The sequence below is a fragment of the Streptomyces bullii genome (genome assembly GCF_042657145.1).
Classification (GTDB): domain Bacteria; phylum Actinomycetota; class Actinomycetes; order Streptomycetales; family Streptomycetaceae; genus Streptomyces; species Streptomyces bullii.
In genome coordinates this window covers 321942-337639 of the sequence record NZ_JBHSNY010000001.1, presented here as the reverse complement: position 1 = coordinate 337639, position 15698 = coordinate 321942, and the positions used below count along the sequence as shown (strand labels likewise).

The 15698-nt window shown below is 72.2% G+C and carries 12 protein-coding genes; 6 read left to right on the top strand and 6 right to left on the bottom strand.

Annotation, left to right across the window (positions count from 1 at the left end; translation table 11 throughout):
* Positions 1 to 23: 23 nt before the first annotated feature.
* The 4 genes from ACFPZJ_RS01580 to ACFPZJ_RS01565 all read left to right on the top strand — a co-directional run bounded on the left by ACFPZJ_RS01580 (position 24) and on the right by ACFPZJ_RS01565 (position 3816).
* Complete coding sequence (locus ACFPZJ_RS01580) at positions 24 to 1406, top strand: glycine--tRNA ligase (RefSeq protein WP_381016066.1); 1383 nt, start codon at positions 24 to 26, stop codon at positions 1404 to 1406.
* Between the two features lie 84 nt (positions 1407 to 1490).
* Entirely contained in the window at positions 1491 to 2099 is a 609-nt protein-coding gene (locus ACFPZJ_RS01575; RefSeq protein ID WP_381016063.1) for a LysE family translocator, read from the top strand.
* An 83-nt stretch (positions 2100 to 2182) separates the two neighbouring features.
* A complete protein-coding gene (locus ACFPZJ_RS01570) occupies positions 2183 to 3193 on the top strand; it encodes an aldo/keto reductase (RefSeq protein ID WP_381016060.1) in 1011 nt (336 codons plus the stop codon).
* A gap of 26 nt (positions 3194 to 3219) precedes the next feature.
* A complete protein-coding gene (locus ACFPZJ_RS01565; RefSeq protein WP_381016057.1) occupies positions 3220 to 3816 on the top strand; it encodes a TetR/AcrR family transcriptional regulator in 597 nt (198 codons plus the stop codon).
* Here ACFPZJ_RS01565 and ACFPZJ_RS01560 read toward each other — a convergent pair.
* From ACFPZJ_RS01560 to ACFPZJ_RS01550, 3 genes are all read right to left on the bottom strand, one after another.
* Complete coding sequence (locus tag ACFPZJ_RS01560; RefSeq protein ID WP_381016054.1) at positions 3773 to 4957, bottom strand: serine hydrolase domain-containing protein; 1185 nt, start codon at positions 4955 to 4957, stop codon at positions 3773 to 3775. The two genes, ACFPZJ_RS01565 and ACFPZJ_RS01560, sit on opposite strands and share 44 nt — an antisense overlap.
* Before the next feature lie 92 nt (positions 4958 to 5049).
* A complete protein-coding gene (locus ACFPZJ_RS01555) occupies positions 5050 to 5265 on the bottom strand; it encodes a hypothetical protein (protein ID WP_381016051.1) in 216 nt (71 codons plus the stop codon).
* A 241-nt stretch (positions 5266 to 5506) separates the two neighbouring features.
* Positions 5507 to 6952, bottom strand: a complete 1446-nt coding sequence (locus tag ACFPZJ_RS01550) for an MFS transporter (protein ID WP_381016048.1) — start codon at positions 6950 to 6952, stop codon at positions 5507 to 5509.
* Positions 6953 to 7049: 97 nt separating this feature from the next.
* Here ACFPZJ_RS01550 and dusB point away from each other — a divergent pair, with 97 nt between their 5' ends.
* On the top strand, positions 7050 to 8222 hold the full coding sequence (gene dusB / locus ACFPZJ_RS01545) for a tRNA dihydrouridine synthase DusB (RefSeq protein WP_381016045.1): 1173 nt from the start codon (positions 7050 to 7052) through the stop codon (positions 8220 to 8222).
* A 153-nt stretch (positions 8223 to 8375) separates the two neighbouring features.
* On the opposite strand, the gene ACFPZJ_RS01540 is transcribed toward dusB, so the two are convergent.
* The 3 genes from ACFPZJ_RS01540 to ACFPZJ_RS01530 form a co-directional block, all read right to left on the bottom strand.
* Positions 8376 to 10202 carry an alkaline phosphatase family protein gene (locus ACFPZJ_RS01540; protein ID WP_381016042.1) on the bottom strand — a complete coding sequence of 609 codons (1827 nt, stop codon included), beginning with the start codon at positions 10200 to 10202 and terminating at the stop codon, positions 8376 to 8378.
* 440 nt (positions 10203 to 10642) lie between these two features.
* Complete coding sequence (locus ACFPZJ_RS01535) at positions 10643 to 12580, bottom strand: amylo-alpha-1,6-glucosidase (protein ID WP_381016039.1); 1938 nt, start codon at positions 12578 to 12580, stop codon at positions 10643 to 10645.
* On the bottom strand, positions 12577 to 14100 hold the full coding sequence (locus tag ACFPZJ_RS01530) for an MGH1-like glycoside hydrolase domain-containing protein (protein ID WP_381016036.1): 1524 nt from the start codon (positions 14098 to 14100) through the stop codon (positions 12577 to 12579). The genes ACFPZJ_RS01535 and ACFPZJ_RS01530 overlap by 4 nt, the downstream gene beginning before the upstream one ends.
* 120 nt (positions 14101 to 14220) lie before the next feature.
* On the opposite strand from ACFPZJ_RS01530, the gene ACFPZJ_RS01525 reads away from it, so the two are divergent.
* On the top strand, positions 14221 to 15456 hold the full coding sequence (locus ACFPZJ_RS01525) for an ROK family protein (protein WP_381016033.1): 1236 nt from the start codon (positions 14221 to 14223) through the stop codon (positions 15454 to 15456).
* Positions 15457 to 15698: the final 242 nt, after the last annotated feature.

Genomic DNA, 15698 nt, shown 5'->3' with positions numbered 1-15698 from the left:
GTCGTCGTAATGAAGAGAGCACCGTGGCCGCCGACAAGATCGACACCATCGTCAGCCTGAGCAAGCGCCGTGGCTTCGTATTCCCCTGTAGTGAGATCTACGGCGGTCAGCGCGCCGCCTGGGACTACGGGCCGCTGGGTGTCGAGCTCAAGGAGAACCTCAAGCGCCAGTGGTGGCGCTACATGGTGACGTCGCGCGAGGACGTGGTCGGTATCGACTCGTCCGTGATCCTGGCCCCCGAGGTCTGGGTCGCCTCCGGCCACGTCGCCACCTTCACGGACCCGCTCACCGAGTGCACCTCCTGCCACAAGCGGTTCCGCGCGGACCACCTGGAGGAGGCCTACGAGGCCAAGCACGGCCGCCTGCCGGAGAACGGCCTCGCGGACGTCAACTGCCCCAACTGCGGCAACAAGGGCCAGTTCACCGAGCCCAAGCAGTTCTCGGGGCTCCTCTCCACCCACCTCGGCCCGACGCAGGACTCCGGCTCCATCGCCTACCTGCGGCCCGAGACCGCGCAGGGCATCTTCACCAACTTCTCCCAGGTGCAGACCACCTCGCGGCGCAAGCCGCCGTTCGGCATCGCCCAGATGGGCAAGTCGTTCCGCAACGAGATCACGCCGGGCAACTTCATCTTCCGCACCCGCGAGTTCGAGCAGATGGAGATGGAGTTCTTCGTCAAGCCGGGCGAGGACGAGAAGTGGCACGAGTACTGGATGGAGCAGCGCTGGAACTGGTACACCGGCCTGGGTCTCCGTGAGGAGAACATGCGCTGGTACGAGCACCCGAAGGAGAAGCTCTCCCACTACTCCAAGCGCACCGCCGACATCGAGTACCGCTTCAACTTCGGCGGCAACGAGTGGGGCGAGCTGGAGGGTGTCGCCAACCGCACCGACTACGACCTCGGCGCCCACTCCAAGGCCTCCGGCCAGGACCTCTCCTACTTCGACCAGGAGGCCGGCGAGCGCTGGACGCCGTACGTCATCGAGCCCGCGGCCGGTGTCGGCCGGGCGATGCTCGCCTTCCTGCTCGACGCCTACGTCGAGGACGAGGCGCCCAACGCCAAGGGCAAGATGGAGAAGCGGACCGTGCTGCGGCTCGACCACCGCCTCGCCCCGGTGAAGGTCGCCGTGCTGCCGCTGTCCCGGAACCCGGAGCTGTCCCCGAAGGCCAAGGGCCTCGCCCAGGCGCTGCGCCAGCACTGGAACATCGAGTTCGACGACGCGGGCGCCATCGGCCGCCGCTACCGCCGCCAGGACGAGATCGGTACGCCGTACTGCGTGACCGTCGACTTCGACACGCTGGACGACAACGCCGTGACGGTGCGCGAGCGTGACTCCATGAAGCAGGAGCGGGTGTCTCTCGATCAGATCGAGGGCTACCTGGCCGGGCGTCTGCTCGGCTGCTAGGACCTCGCGGCCCGCGCAGTGGCCCCCGATACGGGTTCCTTGGTGGACCTGTGCCGGGGGCCACTGCTTTACCAGGGTGGCGTCATGAGTATCGCGTTCCTGCTGACCACCCTCGTGGTCGTCGCCACCCCCGGCACCGGGGTCGTCTACACCCTGGCCGCCGGGCTCTCCCGGGGCCGCCGGGCGAGTGTCGTCGCGGCGGCCGGCTGCACCCTCGGCATCGTCCCGCACGTGCTGGCCACCGTCACCGGCGTCGCCGCGCTGCTGCACACCAGTGCCACCGCCTTCCGCGTCCTCACCTACGCGGGTGTCGCCTACCTCCTGTACATGGCCTGGGCCACGCTCAGGGACCGGGAGGCGATCGCCGTCGACCAGGACGCCGCCCCGCGCTCGGCGGGGCGTGTCATCGTGCGCGGCATCCTGATCAACCTCCTCAACCCGAAGCTGACGATCTTCTTCTTCGCGTTCCTGCCGCAGTTCGTCGGCCCCGACGAGCCGCACTCGGTGCCGCGGATGCTGGCGCTGAGCGGGGTCTTCATGGCGGTGACGTTCCTGGTCTTCGCCGCGTACGGCGTTCTCGCGGCCTCCGTGCGCCGTCACGTCACCTCGCGTCCGCGCGTGGTGACGTGGCTGCGGCGGGTCTTCGCCGGGTCGTTCGTGGCGCTGGGGGCGAGGCTGGCGTACGAGGGCTGACACGTGGCGGCCGACACATGACGACTGACAGGTATTGAATGACAGATATTGAAATCTGTCAGCTGTCATGTCATCGTGAAGCCATGACGATGCAGACCCGCTCTCTCGGAACCACCGGCCCCCGCGTCTCCGCCCTCGGCCTCGGCTGCATGGGCATGTCCGCGCTCTACGGCGACGCGGACCGCGCCGAGTCGATCGCCACCGTGCACGCCGCCCTGGAGGCGGGCGTGACCCTCCTGGACACCGGCGACTTCTACGGCATGGGCCACAACGAACTGCTGATCGGCGAGGCCCTGCGTTCCGCGCCCGCCCACCGGCGCGAACAGGCCCTGATCAGCGTGAAGTTCGGGGCGCTGCGCGGCCCCGACGGCTCCTGGCTGGGCTACGACGCCCGTCCCGCGGCCGTGAAGAACTTCGCCGCCTACACCCTCCAGCGCCTCGGCGTGGACCACATCGACATCTACCGGCCCTCCCGGCTCGACCCGGACGTCCCCGTCGAGGAGACGATCGGCGCCATCCAGGAACTGGTCGAGCAGGGCCACGTGCGCCACATCGGCCTCAGCGAGGTCGGCGCGGACACGATCCGCCGGGCCGCCGCCACCGCCCCCATCACCGACCTGCAGATCGAGTACGGCCTGATCACGCGCGGCATCGAGGACCGCATCCTGCCGACCGCCCGTGAGCTGGGCATTTCCGTCACCGCCTACGGTGTGCTCTCCCGGGGGCTGATCTCCGGCCACTTCTCCCGTGACCGGCAGCTCGCCGCGAACGACTTCCGGGCGCACTCGCCCCGCTTCCAGGGCGAGAACCTCCAGCGCAACCTCGACCTCGTCGAGGCGCTCCGCAAGATCGCCGAGCAGAAGGGCGTGACCGTCGCGCAGATCGCCATCGCCTGGGTGCTCTCCCGCGGCGAGGACATCGTGCCGCTGGTCGGCGCCCGGCGGCGGGACCGGCTGGCGGAGTCGCTGGGCGCGCTGGAGGTGACGCTGGACGCGGCCGACCTCGCGGCGATCGAGGCGGCCGTTCCGGTGGACGCGGTGGCGGGCGAGCGCTACCCGGCCGCGCAGATGGCACACCTGGACAGCGAACGCTGATCTCCGTGCCAGGTACCGTCTAGGGCATGGCACCGACCACCGAGACCCTGACCGCCGAGCGCATCCTCGAGGCGACCGAGGAGGTGCTGCGCCGCCACGGGCCGGCGAAGGCCACCGTGGTGGACGTGGCCCGCGCGCTCGGCGTCAGCCACGGCAGCGTCTACCGGCACTTCCGTACGAAGGCGGCGCTGCGCGAGGCGGTCACCAAGCGGTGGCTGGACCGGACGTCCGAGGAACTGGCCGGCCTCGTCGCCGGGGACCGTGACCCGGACCCGGAGGCCCGGCTGCGCGACTGGCTGGCGGCCCTGTTCGCCGCGAAGCGCCGCAAGGCGTGCGAGGACCCCGAGCTGCTCGCCACGTACATGGTCCTGGTCGGTGAGAACGGCGAGGCGGTCGGCGCGCACATCGCCGATCTGACCGGCCAGTTGACGCGGATCGTCGCGGCGGGCGTCGCGGCCGGCGCCTTCGCACCCGCCGCCGACGCGGAGACCACGGCCCGCGCCCTCTTCCACGCCACGGGCCGCTTCCACGACCCGAGCTACGCCCGGGAGTGGACCGAGCCCGACATCGAGACCGACTTCACAGCGGTCGTGGACCTGCTGATGCGGGGGCTGCGCGCCTAGGGCCCGCCGCGCAGTGCCAGAAGTCGCGCATGATCCGGGGCGGTCGCGGGGACTGGAGGCCCACCTGGGTCAGCAGGATCGTGACCGTCCCGGTGGTCGGGACCAGGTGGGCCGTGGTGCCCGTGCCGCCGGTCCAGCCGTAGCGGCCGGGGGCGTTCCAGGGGGCGGCGTGGGTGATGTCGACCTGGCCGCCGTAGCCCCAGCCCTGGCCCTCCAGGAACAGGCGGGCGTCCTGCCGCTGTCGCGCGGTCAGGTGGTCGGTGGTCATGCGGCTCACCGAGCCGGGGGAGAGCAGGCGGTGGCCGTTCGCCTCGCCGCCGCTCAGCAGCATGCGGGCGAAGGCCAGCCAGTCGTCGGCCGTGGAGACCAGCCCGCCGCCGCCCGACGGGAACGCCGGCAGAGAGCTCCACTGGCCGTTGGGCCCGTCGGCCGGCTCCAGGGCGCCGGGCTCGTCGACGCGGTAGTAGGTCGTGAACCGGTCGCGTTTCGCCTCCGGGACCTCGAACGCCGTGTCCGTCATGCCCAGCGGCCCGAAGACCCGCTCCGCCAGGAATTCCGGGAGCGTACGGCCCGAGGCCCGGGCGATCAGGACGCCCTGGAGGTCCGAGGAGGTGTGGTACAGCCAGGCCTCGCCCGGCTGGTGGAGCAGAGGCACCCGGGCGAGCTGCGCCAGCCAGGTGTCCGGGTCGGGAAAGGCCCGCGGCGCGCGGCCGTCCTTCTGTACCTCGAAGAGGGCCTGGACGGCGGGGAGCGAGAAGTCGGAGGGGAAGCCCCAGCCCGGCCGGGAGCTGAGCAGGTCCTCGACCGTGATCGGGCGGAGGGCCGGGACGACGTCGTCGACCGGGCTCGACGGCGTACGGACCACCAGCGGCTTCGCCAGCTCCGGCAGCCAGGGGTCGATCGGCGCGTCCAGGGCGAGTCGGCCGTCCTCCACCAGCATCAGCAGCGCCGCCGCCGTGATCGGCTTGGTGATCGAGGCGATGCGGAAGATCGAGTCCCGGGCCATCGGGGTGGTGCCGCCGGCGTCCGTCGAGCCGACGGCCACCACCTCCACCTCGTCGCCCCGGGCCACCAGGCCCACGGCTCCTGGCACCGTACCGGCGTCGACGTGCCGTCGGAGGATGTCACGCAGCTCGCTCATCGTCGGCCTTCCCGGAGTGCGGCGGTCGTCGTGGTACGTACGACTGCCGCCGTGGCGGAAAGTCATCGCTCTGTCGACCGGTCGTGGTGCCGTCACGCCGCGGTCGGGTCCACCGTCGCCTGATGGGCCTCGGCGAGGTGCTCCTCCGCCTTCAGCCAGGGCAGGAACTGCGCGCTCCGGCGCCAGCCGCACGTGTCACAGCGAATGGTGCGCTGCACACCCGTGCGCCGCACCCGGACCACGTGCTCCCGGCCGTGCTGGTCCCAGCGACTGACCTTGCTCGTGTCGACCTGCCTGCTCTGCGGCACGACCCCTCCGGCTTCCGCGGACGACGTACGACGGACGACAAGGAGTGTGCAGCAAGAGCAACATCAACGGGGCGTGCACGAGCGCGGGTTACCGCCGGTGAGCGGGCTCGACGCATCGTGCTCACTGGGGTGTTCGGTGGGTGCCGGGGTGAGCGGTGAGGGTTGGCGGGGTGCCGGGTGCGGGGTGCAGGTGGGGGGCGGGTGCGGGGTGCCGGGCGCCGGGCACCGTGCTCGGACGGGCCTACGCGCTGATGCCCGCTGCTCGACGCACGTCGGCCGCCTCCAGCCGTTGCGCCGTGCGCTCGGCGGTGCGCCGGGCCCAGCGGCCGCTGGTCACCGCGCCCAGGACCAGGACGGCCAGACCGCAGGCGGTGAGGATCCACCAGCCGGGGCGGGCGGCCGACGCGAAGGCGTCCCGGTACGGCGAGGAGCCCACGCCGGAGGCCAGCACCGCCCCGACCACCGCCACACCGAGGGTCTGGCCCAGCTGCCGGCTGGTGGAGGCGACGGCGGCGGCCACGCCCGCCTGGGCGCGGGGCATGCCGGAGACCGCGGTGTTGGTGATGGGGGCGTTGACGAAGCCGAAGCCGACACCGAACAGGACGTAACCGAGGAACAGGGTGACGTTCGAGGTCTCGGCCTGGAAGGCGGCGAAGAGCGCGCCGCTCGCCGTCATCGCGCAGCCCGCGACCAGCAGGGACAGGCGCGGGCCGCGATTGCCGACCAGGCGGCCGGACAGCGGGGCGCACAAGAACGTCGGGACGGCCATCGGCAGCATCCACAGGCCCGCGTGCAGGGCGTCCAGACCGCGCACGTTCTGCAGGTACAGCGTCGACAGGAAGAGGAAGCCGCCCAGCGACGCGAAGGCGCTGATCGCGATGCCGGTGGCCCCGCTGAACGGCGCCGAGCGGAAGAACCGCAGGTCGATCAGCGGTTCGGTGCGGCGCGGCTCGTACCAGAGCAGGCCCGCCAGGGCGGCGAACGCCAGCGCCGCGAAAGGGGCGACAGCGGTGAACGCGGCGTGCGGCGCCTCGATGATCGCGTACGTCAGGGAGCCGAACAGGGCGATGACCAGGAGCTGGCCGACCGGGTCGGGGCGGCGGGCGCGGTCCGCCCGGGACTCGGGGACGAAGCGGAGGGTGAGCAGCAGGGCGGCCAGGCCCACCGGCAGGTTGACCCAGAAGATCGCGCGCCAGCCGACGGACTCCACCAGCAGGCCGCCGACCAGCGGCCCGGCCGCCATCGAGATGCCGACGACCGCGCCCCACACGCCGATCGCACGGGCGCGCTCACGCGGGTCGGTGAAGGTGTTGGTGATGATCGACATGGCGACCGGGTTGAGCATCGAGCCGCCCACCGCCTGCACCATACGGAAGACCACCAGCAGGTCGAGGTCGGGTGCGAGGGAGCACAGCAGCGAGCCGACGGTGAAGACGACCAGGCCCGCCATGAAGACCCGCTTGCGTCCGATCCGGTCGGCCGTGGAGCCGGCCAGCATCAGCAGCGAGGCCAGGACCAGCGTGTACGCGTCGATCGTCCACTGCAGTCCCGACGTGCTCGCGCGCAGTTCCCGCTGCATCGACGGCAGGGCCACGTTCAGGACCGTGTTGTCCAGGCTCACGATCAGCAGGCTCATGCAGCAGATCGCGAGCACCAGCATGCGACGGCGAGGGCTGAGCTGGGGCATGGGCGTCATCGTACGCCCGATTCGATAGTGCGTCTAACTAATGACTTTTGCACGATCTTGGGGTCGGGAACCCGTCGGTGTGCGTGACAATGGGGGGATGTCCACGCTCACGACCACGCCCACGATCACGTCCACGATGAACTCGACCTTGCGGATCGGCCCGCACTCGGTGCAGCCGCCCGTCGTGCTCGCGCCCATGGCCGGGATCACCAACGCGCCCTTTCGCACGCTGTGCCGGGAATTCAGCGGCGGCAAGGGCCTGTTCGTCAGCGAGATGATCACCACGCGGGCGCTGGTCGAGCGCAACGACAAAACCATGCAGCTCATCAAGTTCGACGCGAGTGAGCGACCGCGCTCGATCCAGCTGTACGGCGTCGACCCGGTGACCGTCGGCAAGGCCGTCCGCATGATCGCGGAGGAGGACCTGGCCGATCACATCGACCTGAACTTCGGCTGCCCGGTGCCGAAGGTGACGCGGAAGGGCGGTGGGTCGGCCCTGCCGTACAAGCGGAACCTGCTGCGGGCGATCCTGCGGGAGGCCGTGAGCGGGGCCGGGGGGCTGCCGGTGACGATGAAGATGCGCAAGGGCATCGACGACGATCACCTCACGTACCTGGACGCGGGTCGGATCGCCGTCGAGGAGGGCGTCACCGCGATCGCGCTGCACGGGCGTACGGCCGCGCAGCACTACGGCGGTACGGCCGACTGGGACGCCATCGCGCGGCTGAAGGAGCATGTGCCGGAGATTCCCGTGCTCGGCAACGGGGACATCTGGTCGGCGCAGGACGCGCTGCGGATGGTGCGGGAGACCGGGTGCGACGGTGTGGTCGTCGGGCGTGGGTGCCTGGGGCGGCCGTGGCTGTTCGCGGACCTCGTGGCGGCGTTCGAGGGGCGTCCGGGGGAGATGGCGCGGCCGGCGCTTCGTGAGGTGGCCGATGTCATGGTCCGGCACGCCACGCTGCTCGGGGAGTGGATCGGGGACGAGTCGCGGGGGGTCGTCGACTTCCGCAAGCACGTGGCCTGGTACCTGAAGGGGTTCGCGGTCGGGTCAGAGATGCGCAAGAAGCTCGCGATCACGTCGTCGCTGGAGGAGCTGCGGGCCGGGCTGGACGAGCTGGACCTCGACCAGCCGTGGCCGGCGGGTGCCGACGGGCCCCGGGGGCGTACGTCCGGCAACAACCGGGTGGTACTGCCGGACGGCTGGCTGAAGGACCCGTACGACTGCGCGGGCGTCGGTGAGGAAGCGGAACTGGACACCTCGGGCGGCTGACAGGGGGTCTTGCCCACCCGCCCGATGCGGTGGGTTGAGGGGTGCTCTCGGCCCGGGGCTCCGCCCCAGACCCAGGCGGGGACTGCGTGCCCTGCACCCTCGCGGGGGCTTCGCCCCGGCGCCCCGAGGCTCCACCCCCGCCCCAGCCGTCTCTCATCGCCCCGTCCCCCGCGACGGAGTCGAGCCGAAGGCTGTCAGGAAGCGGTCTCGGAAGGCGTTCATCTTCCAGACCGGGGCCGTCCTGGTTGGCTTCAGGCCCTCCGACCAGTTCCAGTGGGTGATCTTGTCGAGGATTTTGGGGTCCTTGGCGACGATCGACACGGGTACGTCGCGGCTGGCGTTGTTGCCGCTGACGCGGGCGATCGGCTGGTGGTCGCCGAGGAAGACCAGGACCGTGTCGTCCGTGCCGTACCGCTTCAGCCATTGGGTGAGGCTGGTGAGGGAGTACTCGATGGACCTGCCGTACTCCTGGCGGGACTTCGTGGTGTCCGTGATGATGTCCGCCGGCTTCTTGCCGGCCTGCTGGATCGAGCGGAAGACCGAGCCGTCGCCCAGTTCGTCCCAGCCGACCGTCTTCGGGAGGGGCGCCCAGGGCTGGTGGCTGGAGGTCAGGATGACGAGCGACATCAGCGGCTTGTCGTGCTTCCTGCCGTGCACCCGGCGCTGGAAGGCCTCCAGGGCGTACTGGTCCGGCATGGTCGACCAGCTGAACTTCGGACCCTTGTAGCCGAGGTCGAAGGCGTCGTAGACCTTGTCGAGGCCGTACCACTCGGCTTCCGGCCAGCCCTTCTGCACGCCCGGCATGATGCCGATCGTGTCCCACGCGCCGGTCTTCTGGAACGCCTTGGTGAGGGTGAGATGGTCCCCGGCGGTGACGGTGCGGTAGCGGCGCTGGTTGTCGATCCACAGGCCGGACATGGTCGTGGAGTGGCCCAGCCAGCTGCTGCCGCCGTACGTCGCCGAGGTAAGCCAGCCGCTCTTGGCGCGGAAGCCCGCCTCGGCCAGCTCCTTCGTGCTCGTGTCGAGGGTCCTGCCGACACCGGGCGCCATCACCGGGTCCTCGACGGCGCTGCGGCCGTAGCTCTCGATGAACGTGAAGATCACGTCCTTGCCGCGCAGATCGGGCAGCAACTGCTCCGCGGGGGTCGCGCCGAAGGTGTCCGTCCTGGCCTCCTTCGCGAAAGTCGCCTCGTCCCGCAGGGAGTCCAGCGTGCGCCGCGCGTGGGTCTTCAGGGCCCCGGCGGCACGGTCGGAGGCGATCGGCATGCCGAGGAACTGGAGGTTCAGGGCGGTGCAGGTGATCCAGACCGTTCCGGCGACCAGCGCGCCCCGGGTCGCCCGCGAACGGTGCCGCACCAGCAGGTCGCCGAGGCGGACCGTCGCCCAGACCATGACCGACACGAGGAGCAGCACCAGGACCGCGGCACCGACCGCGGTGGCGGTGGCGACGGCAGGGCTCGTCAGGTCGGCGACGTACGACTGGGCGTCCGGCAGCAGGTCCCAGTCCAGCGCGGCGTTGAAGCCCCGGCCCAGGTACTCGGTGAACCCCATGTCGAGGAGGTTGAGGAGGGTCAGTGCGGCCAGGCCGGTGCCGTACAGTGCCGCCGCCGCCAGGCGTGGGCGGCGCGGCAGGGCGAGGAGCACGACCGCTCCGATGATCGCCTCAGCTGGGATGCGGGTGAACCTGTTCGGCCGCAGGGCGAAGAGGTGGTTCGGCAGCAGCAGCGCGCCGAGGACGAGGACGGCGGCCAGGGCGGTGACGGTCCAGGACAGGGCCCGGGCGGCGGTGGGGTGGCGCGAGCGCCAGGTGCGCCAGTGGGCGATGCGGGCCTTGAGGGACGAGCGTGTGGCCTGTGTCGGGTCGGTCTGTGCCGGGTCGGCTTGTGTCGAGGGGGCCTGCGCCGGGTCGTCGGCCACTGGCCTGGGGCTGTCGTCGCCGGTCGTGCCGGGCAGCTGGCGGAGGCGCGTGAAGACAGGCACCCGAAGGTCCTTCCGTACGGAACCCGGTGAGGTGGCGGACCCGGCGTGGGGGAACCCGGGTCCGCCGTCCTTCCGTACGGGCTGTCCGTGAGGTGTGTTCAGCTCGCCGGGCAAGCGCTCGGCAAACACCCGGCAAACGCCACGCCGACGGCCGGGCTGAGCACCGCCGACCACTGTGCTGAGCGCCGCCGACCGTCGCGCCACGCGTCGCCGACCGTCGCGCTGAGCACCCGGACCACCGTGCTACGCGTCGCCGACCGCCGCGCCATGCGCCGCTGACCGTCGCGGTGAGCGCCCAGACCGCCGCGCCACGGCCCGCCGACCGCCGTGCCACGCGCCGCCCACCGCCGCGCCATGCGCCGCCGACCACCACACCGCGCGCCACCGACCGCCGTGCCACGCGCCGCCGACCGCCGCGCCGCGCACCGCCAATCACCGCGCTACGCGCCGCCCACCGCCGTGAGGAGGGCCAACGGTGCCGCCGCCGAACGGGATTCGCGTACGCACGCGTGCGGGTAGGGCACCGGCTCGGGGTGGGTGTCGCGGCCGTAGCCCGCGAGGACCTCGGGGAGGCGGTGGCCGGTCGCGGTGGCCGCGTCGACCAGGCCGTGCGCGACCGTGCGGGCCTCGTCGTGCAGCCCGTAGCGCGCCAGGCCCAGCGCGATCAGGGCGTTGTCGTGCGGCCACACCGAACCGCGGTGGTAGGAGAGGGGGTGGTACGCCGGCTGCCCGGCGGCGAGCGTCCGGACGCCCCAGCCGGAGAAGAAGTCCGGCTCCAGCAGCCGCCGGCCGACCAGTTCGCCGTACTCCTTGTCCAGCAGGCCGGACCACAGCAGGTGCCCGGCGTCCGAGGCCAGTGCGTCGACCCGCTTGCCGTTGCCGTCCAGCGCGAGCGCCGGGAAGGAGCGCTCGGGCATCCAGAAGTCCCGCTGGAAGCGGTCGCGCAGGTCGCCGGCCGCCTGTTCCAGCAGGGCGGCGTACGTCTCGTCCTGCCAGACGGTGCGGGCGATCCACGCCGTGCGGCGCAGCGCGTCGTACGCGTAGCCCTGGGCGCCCGCCGCCATCACCGGACCGTGCGGGCGGCTGCCGTCGAAGGAGCAGATGGCGCCGGGGGAGTCCTTCCAGTTCTGGTTGGCGAGACCGCCCTGGTCGGCACGGTAGACGAGGTAGCCGCGCGAGGTGAGCCCGCCGTGGTCCAGCATCCAGGCGACCGCCGCCCGGGCGTTGGCCTCCAGCCGGCGGGCCGGTCCGGTGTCCCCGGTCTGTTCGACGTAGGCGCCCAGCAGCACCAGGAACAGCGGGGTGGCGTCGACCGAGCCGTAGTAGCGGCCGTACGGCACCTGCCCGAAGTGAGCCAGCTCGCCCTGTCGCACCTCGTGCACGATCTTGCCGGGCTGGGCGACGGCGTCCACCCCCGTCTCCGTCGCCTGGGTCGTGGCGAGCGCGGGCAGCGTGGCGGCTGCCAGCCGTGGGCGGTAGGGCAGGGCGAACAGTGATGTCAGCAGGGCGTCCCTGCCCAGCAGGGTGAGGAACCAGGGGGCTCCGGCGGCCGGAACACGCAGTTCCTCGCCGTCCGGGCCGGTCGCCGGGACCTGGAGCGCGGCCAGGTCCGCCAGGCCCCGCGCGCAGGCCGCGGCCAGCTCGGGCCAGCCTGTCGGGAAGGCCACGCCCTGGACGAACTCGCCCTCGCGGTCGAGCAGTCGCTCCGTGAGCGCGGCCGGGTCGCGCGGTACGCGCAGGGCCCGCTTCTCGCCGTGCGGGCGGGCGATGACCCGCAGGAGCAGCTCGGCCGTGCCGTGCGGTGCGAGTTCCAGCGTCCACACCATACGGCGGGCCCCGGTGCCGGTCTCCTCGACGGAGTCCGGGGAGGGGTCGGTGGTCACGGTCGTACGGGAGCGCCACTCACCGCGCTGATAGGTGAACTCCACGCCGTGGCCGAGGACCTGGCGGGAGCGGACCGCGCCGACCTTCATGTACGTGCGGTGGTCCGAGCGCAGTTCGAACTGGTCGGTGAAGTCGGCGTCGGCGGTGATCGCGAGGCGGACGGTGGTGGGGACCGGGCGGTTGCTGGTCACCCGCAGCGATTCGACGAACGAGCCGTCGCCGACGGCCTGTTCGCGGAAGAGCGTGCACGCGGGCGGCTCGTTGCGGCCGCCGCGCGGGACGAGCACGCAGCGCGCGGTGTCCCCGTCGGCCACCGGCGACAGCACCTCGGGCACGGCCCCGTCGACCGTGAGCTGCCACCGGCTCAGATGCCGGCCGTCGCGTACGAACAACCCGTCGGGGGCGCTGACGCCCCGCACTCCGCTGATGTCCCCGCGGTCCCCCACGGCGGCGAACGTCCCGCCGTGCACGAGCAGATGGTGCCGGTCCGTCATCCCCGGTCCCCTCCCTTGGTCGCCTTGGCGCCGTCGCTGTCCCATCCGGGCCGGTCGTTCAGCAGGTCGAGCGTGAGCGCGGCGGTCCAGCCGAAGCCGGTCGCGCCGCAGGCCTCGCCGGTGTACGGGTCGACGTACTCCGCGAAGTCGGAGGTGTCCGCGATCCGCAGCGCCGCCTTGCGCAGGGCGGCGGCCCGGCCGTGTTCGCCGTGCTGTCTCAGGCCGCGCTCCAGCAGCCAGTTCGTGTTGAACCAGGCCGGGCCGCGCCAGTAGCGGTGCGGGTCGAAGGCCTCGCCGAGCAGGTCGTAGCTCGGGACGAGACGGGTCACCCCGCCCAGCCCGAAGTGCGGTCCGCACGCCGTACGGACCACGGCGGCGGCGATGTCACCGGGCAGGCCGGGCAGGAGCAGCGGGACGAGCCCGGAGACGCCGCGCTCGGGGACGAGTTCCCCGCCGCGCACGTCCCGGCACAGGAACATCCCCGCCGCCGGGTCCCACAGCCGCTCCACCAGCGCCGCCGTCAGCCGCCGCGCGCGGGCGTGCCGGGCCGAACCGGCGGCGCCCAGCTCCTGGGCGATCCGGGCCAGGGCGTGCTCGGAGGCGATGAGCAGGGCGTTGAACGCCGGGTCCTCCACGGCGAAGTCCCTTCCCCCGCCCCCGGGTTCGCCGCCCGCCGCGGCGTCCCGGTAGCTGCGGTCCGCGCAGCCCCGGTCCCCGTAGCCCTGCTCCCCGTAGCCCCGGTCCGCGTAGCCCTGGTCCAGGTAGCCCCGGTCCCGGTAGTCCGCCGCCAGGCGTACGTACCGCCCGTAGTCCAGGTCCGTCGGCCGGTCCTCGGGGGCGCCGTGGTCGAGGTCGGCGCGGCGGAAGGAGCGGGCCGGGGCCGGAGCGACGCGGGACAGCGGCCGGTCCCAGCAGGGGCTGTTGTCCATGCCCTGTTCCCAGGGGTGCACGACGGAGACCAGCCCGCCGCCGCCCAGGTCACGCCGGTGCAGCAGATACCGGTGCCAGGCCGCGAGCCGTGGATGCACCCGGGCGAGGAAGCCGCGCGCCCGCGACAGCCCCGGATCGGCCTCGTGCACCAGCCACGCGGCCAGCGCGTGCACCGGTGGCTGCACGATGCCGGACGTCTGTACGGTGCGCGGGGCGCCCGCGGCACGGCCCGCGGTCGAGGAGCGCCAGAAGTCGGGGCTCGGGAAGTACGCGTCGAGGGGGACGGAGGGGTTGAAGACGATGTGCGGGATCCGGCCGTCGGACCACTGGGCGCCCAGCAGGGTCTCCAGTTCCGTCTGCGCCCGTAACGGCGAGACGTGCCTGAGGCCGATCGCGATGAACGCCGAGTCCCAGGACCACTGGTGCGGGTACAGCCCGCGCGAGGGAACCGTGGACGTCCCCGTCCAGTTGTCCTCCAGCACCCGCGCAGCCCTCAGGCGCAGCGACGACAGCGCCGGGGGCGCGGCGGCCGGATCGTATGCGACGGAGGAGTGCGTGGGACGTGTGGTCAGTTGGGCAGTGCGCTCCACTCGGGGCTCCCCGAAAGACGTCCGGCCGACCGGTTCGGTCATGGCTACCGTAGGGTTACGTCTATTTAACACGCAAAACCCAATATGTAATGCAGGGTTGGGAAACACAAGGGGGTGCGCATGACCGGACGGCCGGGGAGGACCGGAACATCCACCAGAGCAGGCGGTCAGGCGAGCGCCGGCGATCTGCTCGAACTCGTGCGCAGTGGCCGCGCCACGACCCGGGGCGCGCTCCAGCAGGCGACGGGACTGTCCCGGGCCACCGTCGGCCAGCGGCTCGACCGGCTCTTCCGCGCGGGCTGGCTGCGCGAGGGCGCCGGGGGGCCGGTGGACTCCCCGCTGGGCGGACGCCCCTCGATCACCCTGGAGTTCGACGACGAGCACGCGGTCGTCCTCGCCGCCGACCTCGACACCCGGCACGCCCGCGCCGCCGTGCTGTCCCTGTCCGGCGAGATCCTCGCCGAGCACTCGGGCACGCTGGTCATCGAGGACGGCCCCGACGCCGTGCTCGGCGAACTCGGCCGCTGGTTCGCCGAGTTGCTGGAGAAGGCGGGCCACCGGGGGGAGGAGGCGTGCGGCATCGGCCTGGCGGTGCCGGGCCCGGTCGACAGCGAGACCGGCCGCGTGGTCCAGCCGCCGATGATGCCGGGCTGGGACGGCTACGACATCACAGGACGCCTGGTCAGGGCCTTCACGGAGCACACGGGGGCCGCGGCCGTCCCGGTGCTCGTCGACAACGACGCCAACCTCATGGCCTACGGCGAGCAGCGCACGTCGTATCCGGACTGCTCGGCGTTCGCGCTGGTCAAGGTCTCCACCGGCATCGGCGCCGGGGTCGTGGTCGACGGCTCGGTCTACCGGGGCGTCGACGGCGGTGCCGGGGACCTCGGGCACATCCGGGTGCCCGAGGGCGCCGAGGCGCTGTGCCGGTGCGGTGCGTACGGCTGCCTGGCCGCCGTCGCGAGCGGCGGCGCCGTGGCGCGGCGGCTGGCGGAGGCGGGCGTGCCGGCGGCGTCCGGCTCGGACGTACGGGACCTGCTGGCGGCCGGGCATCCCGAGGCGGTCGGACTCGCGCGGGAGGCGGGACGCCGGGTCGGGGACGTCCTGGCGACCGTGGTGACCCTGCTGAACCCGGGGGTGCTGATGATCGCCGGGGACCTCGCCGGCACGCCGTTCCTCACCGGCGTCCGGGAGCTGCTGTACCAGCGGGCGCTGCCGCGCTCCACCGCCCACCTGGAGGTGGTGACCTCGCGCCTGGGGGAGCGGGCGGGGCTGGTGGGGGCGGGGGCCCTGGTCGTGGAGCATCTGTACGCGCCGGAGCGGGTGGAGCAGCGGCTGCGGGCCCTGGGGGTGTGACGGGCGTGTTTCCGTTCCGGGACCCGTCCGGATGGTGAAATCCGGTCGGCTGTGGCAGCGTGATTCTCGCCACCCTTGATAAGGGTTGCGCTCAGATGAGCGGATCATGAGCGACTGCACTTCTCCAAAGGGTGGCACTCAGTGCCACCCTTTGATCGTTCACCGAGCGAAATCAAGCGTGTCGTGAGCTGCTCAAACGAGCGCCAATCGACGTCTACGGGCGTTGATGTCTTCAAGAAGTG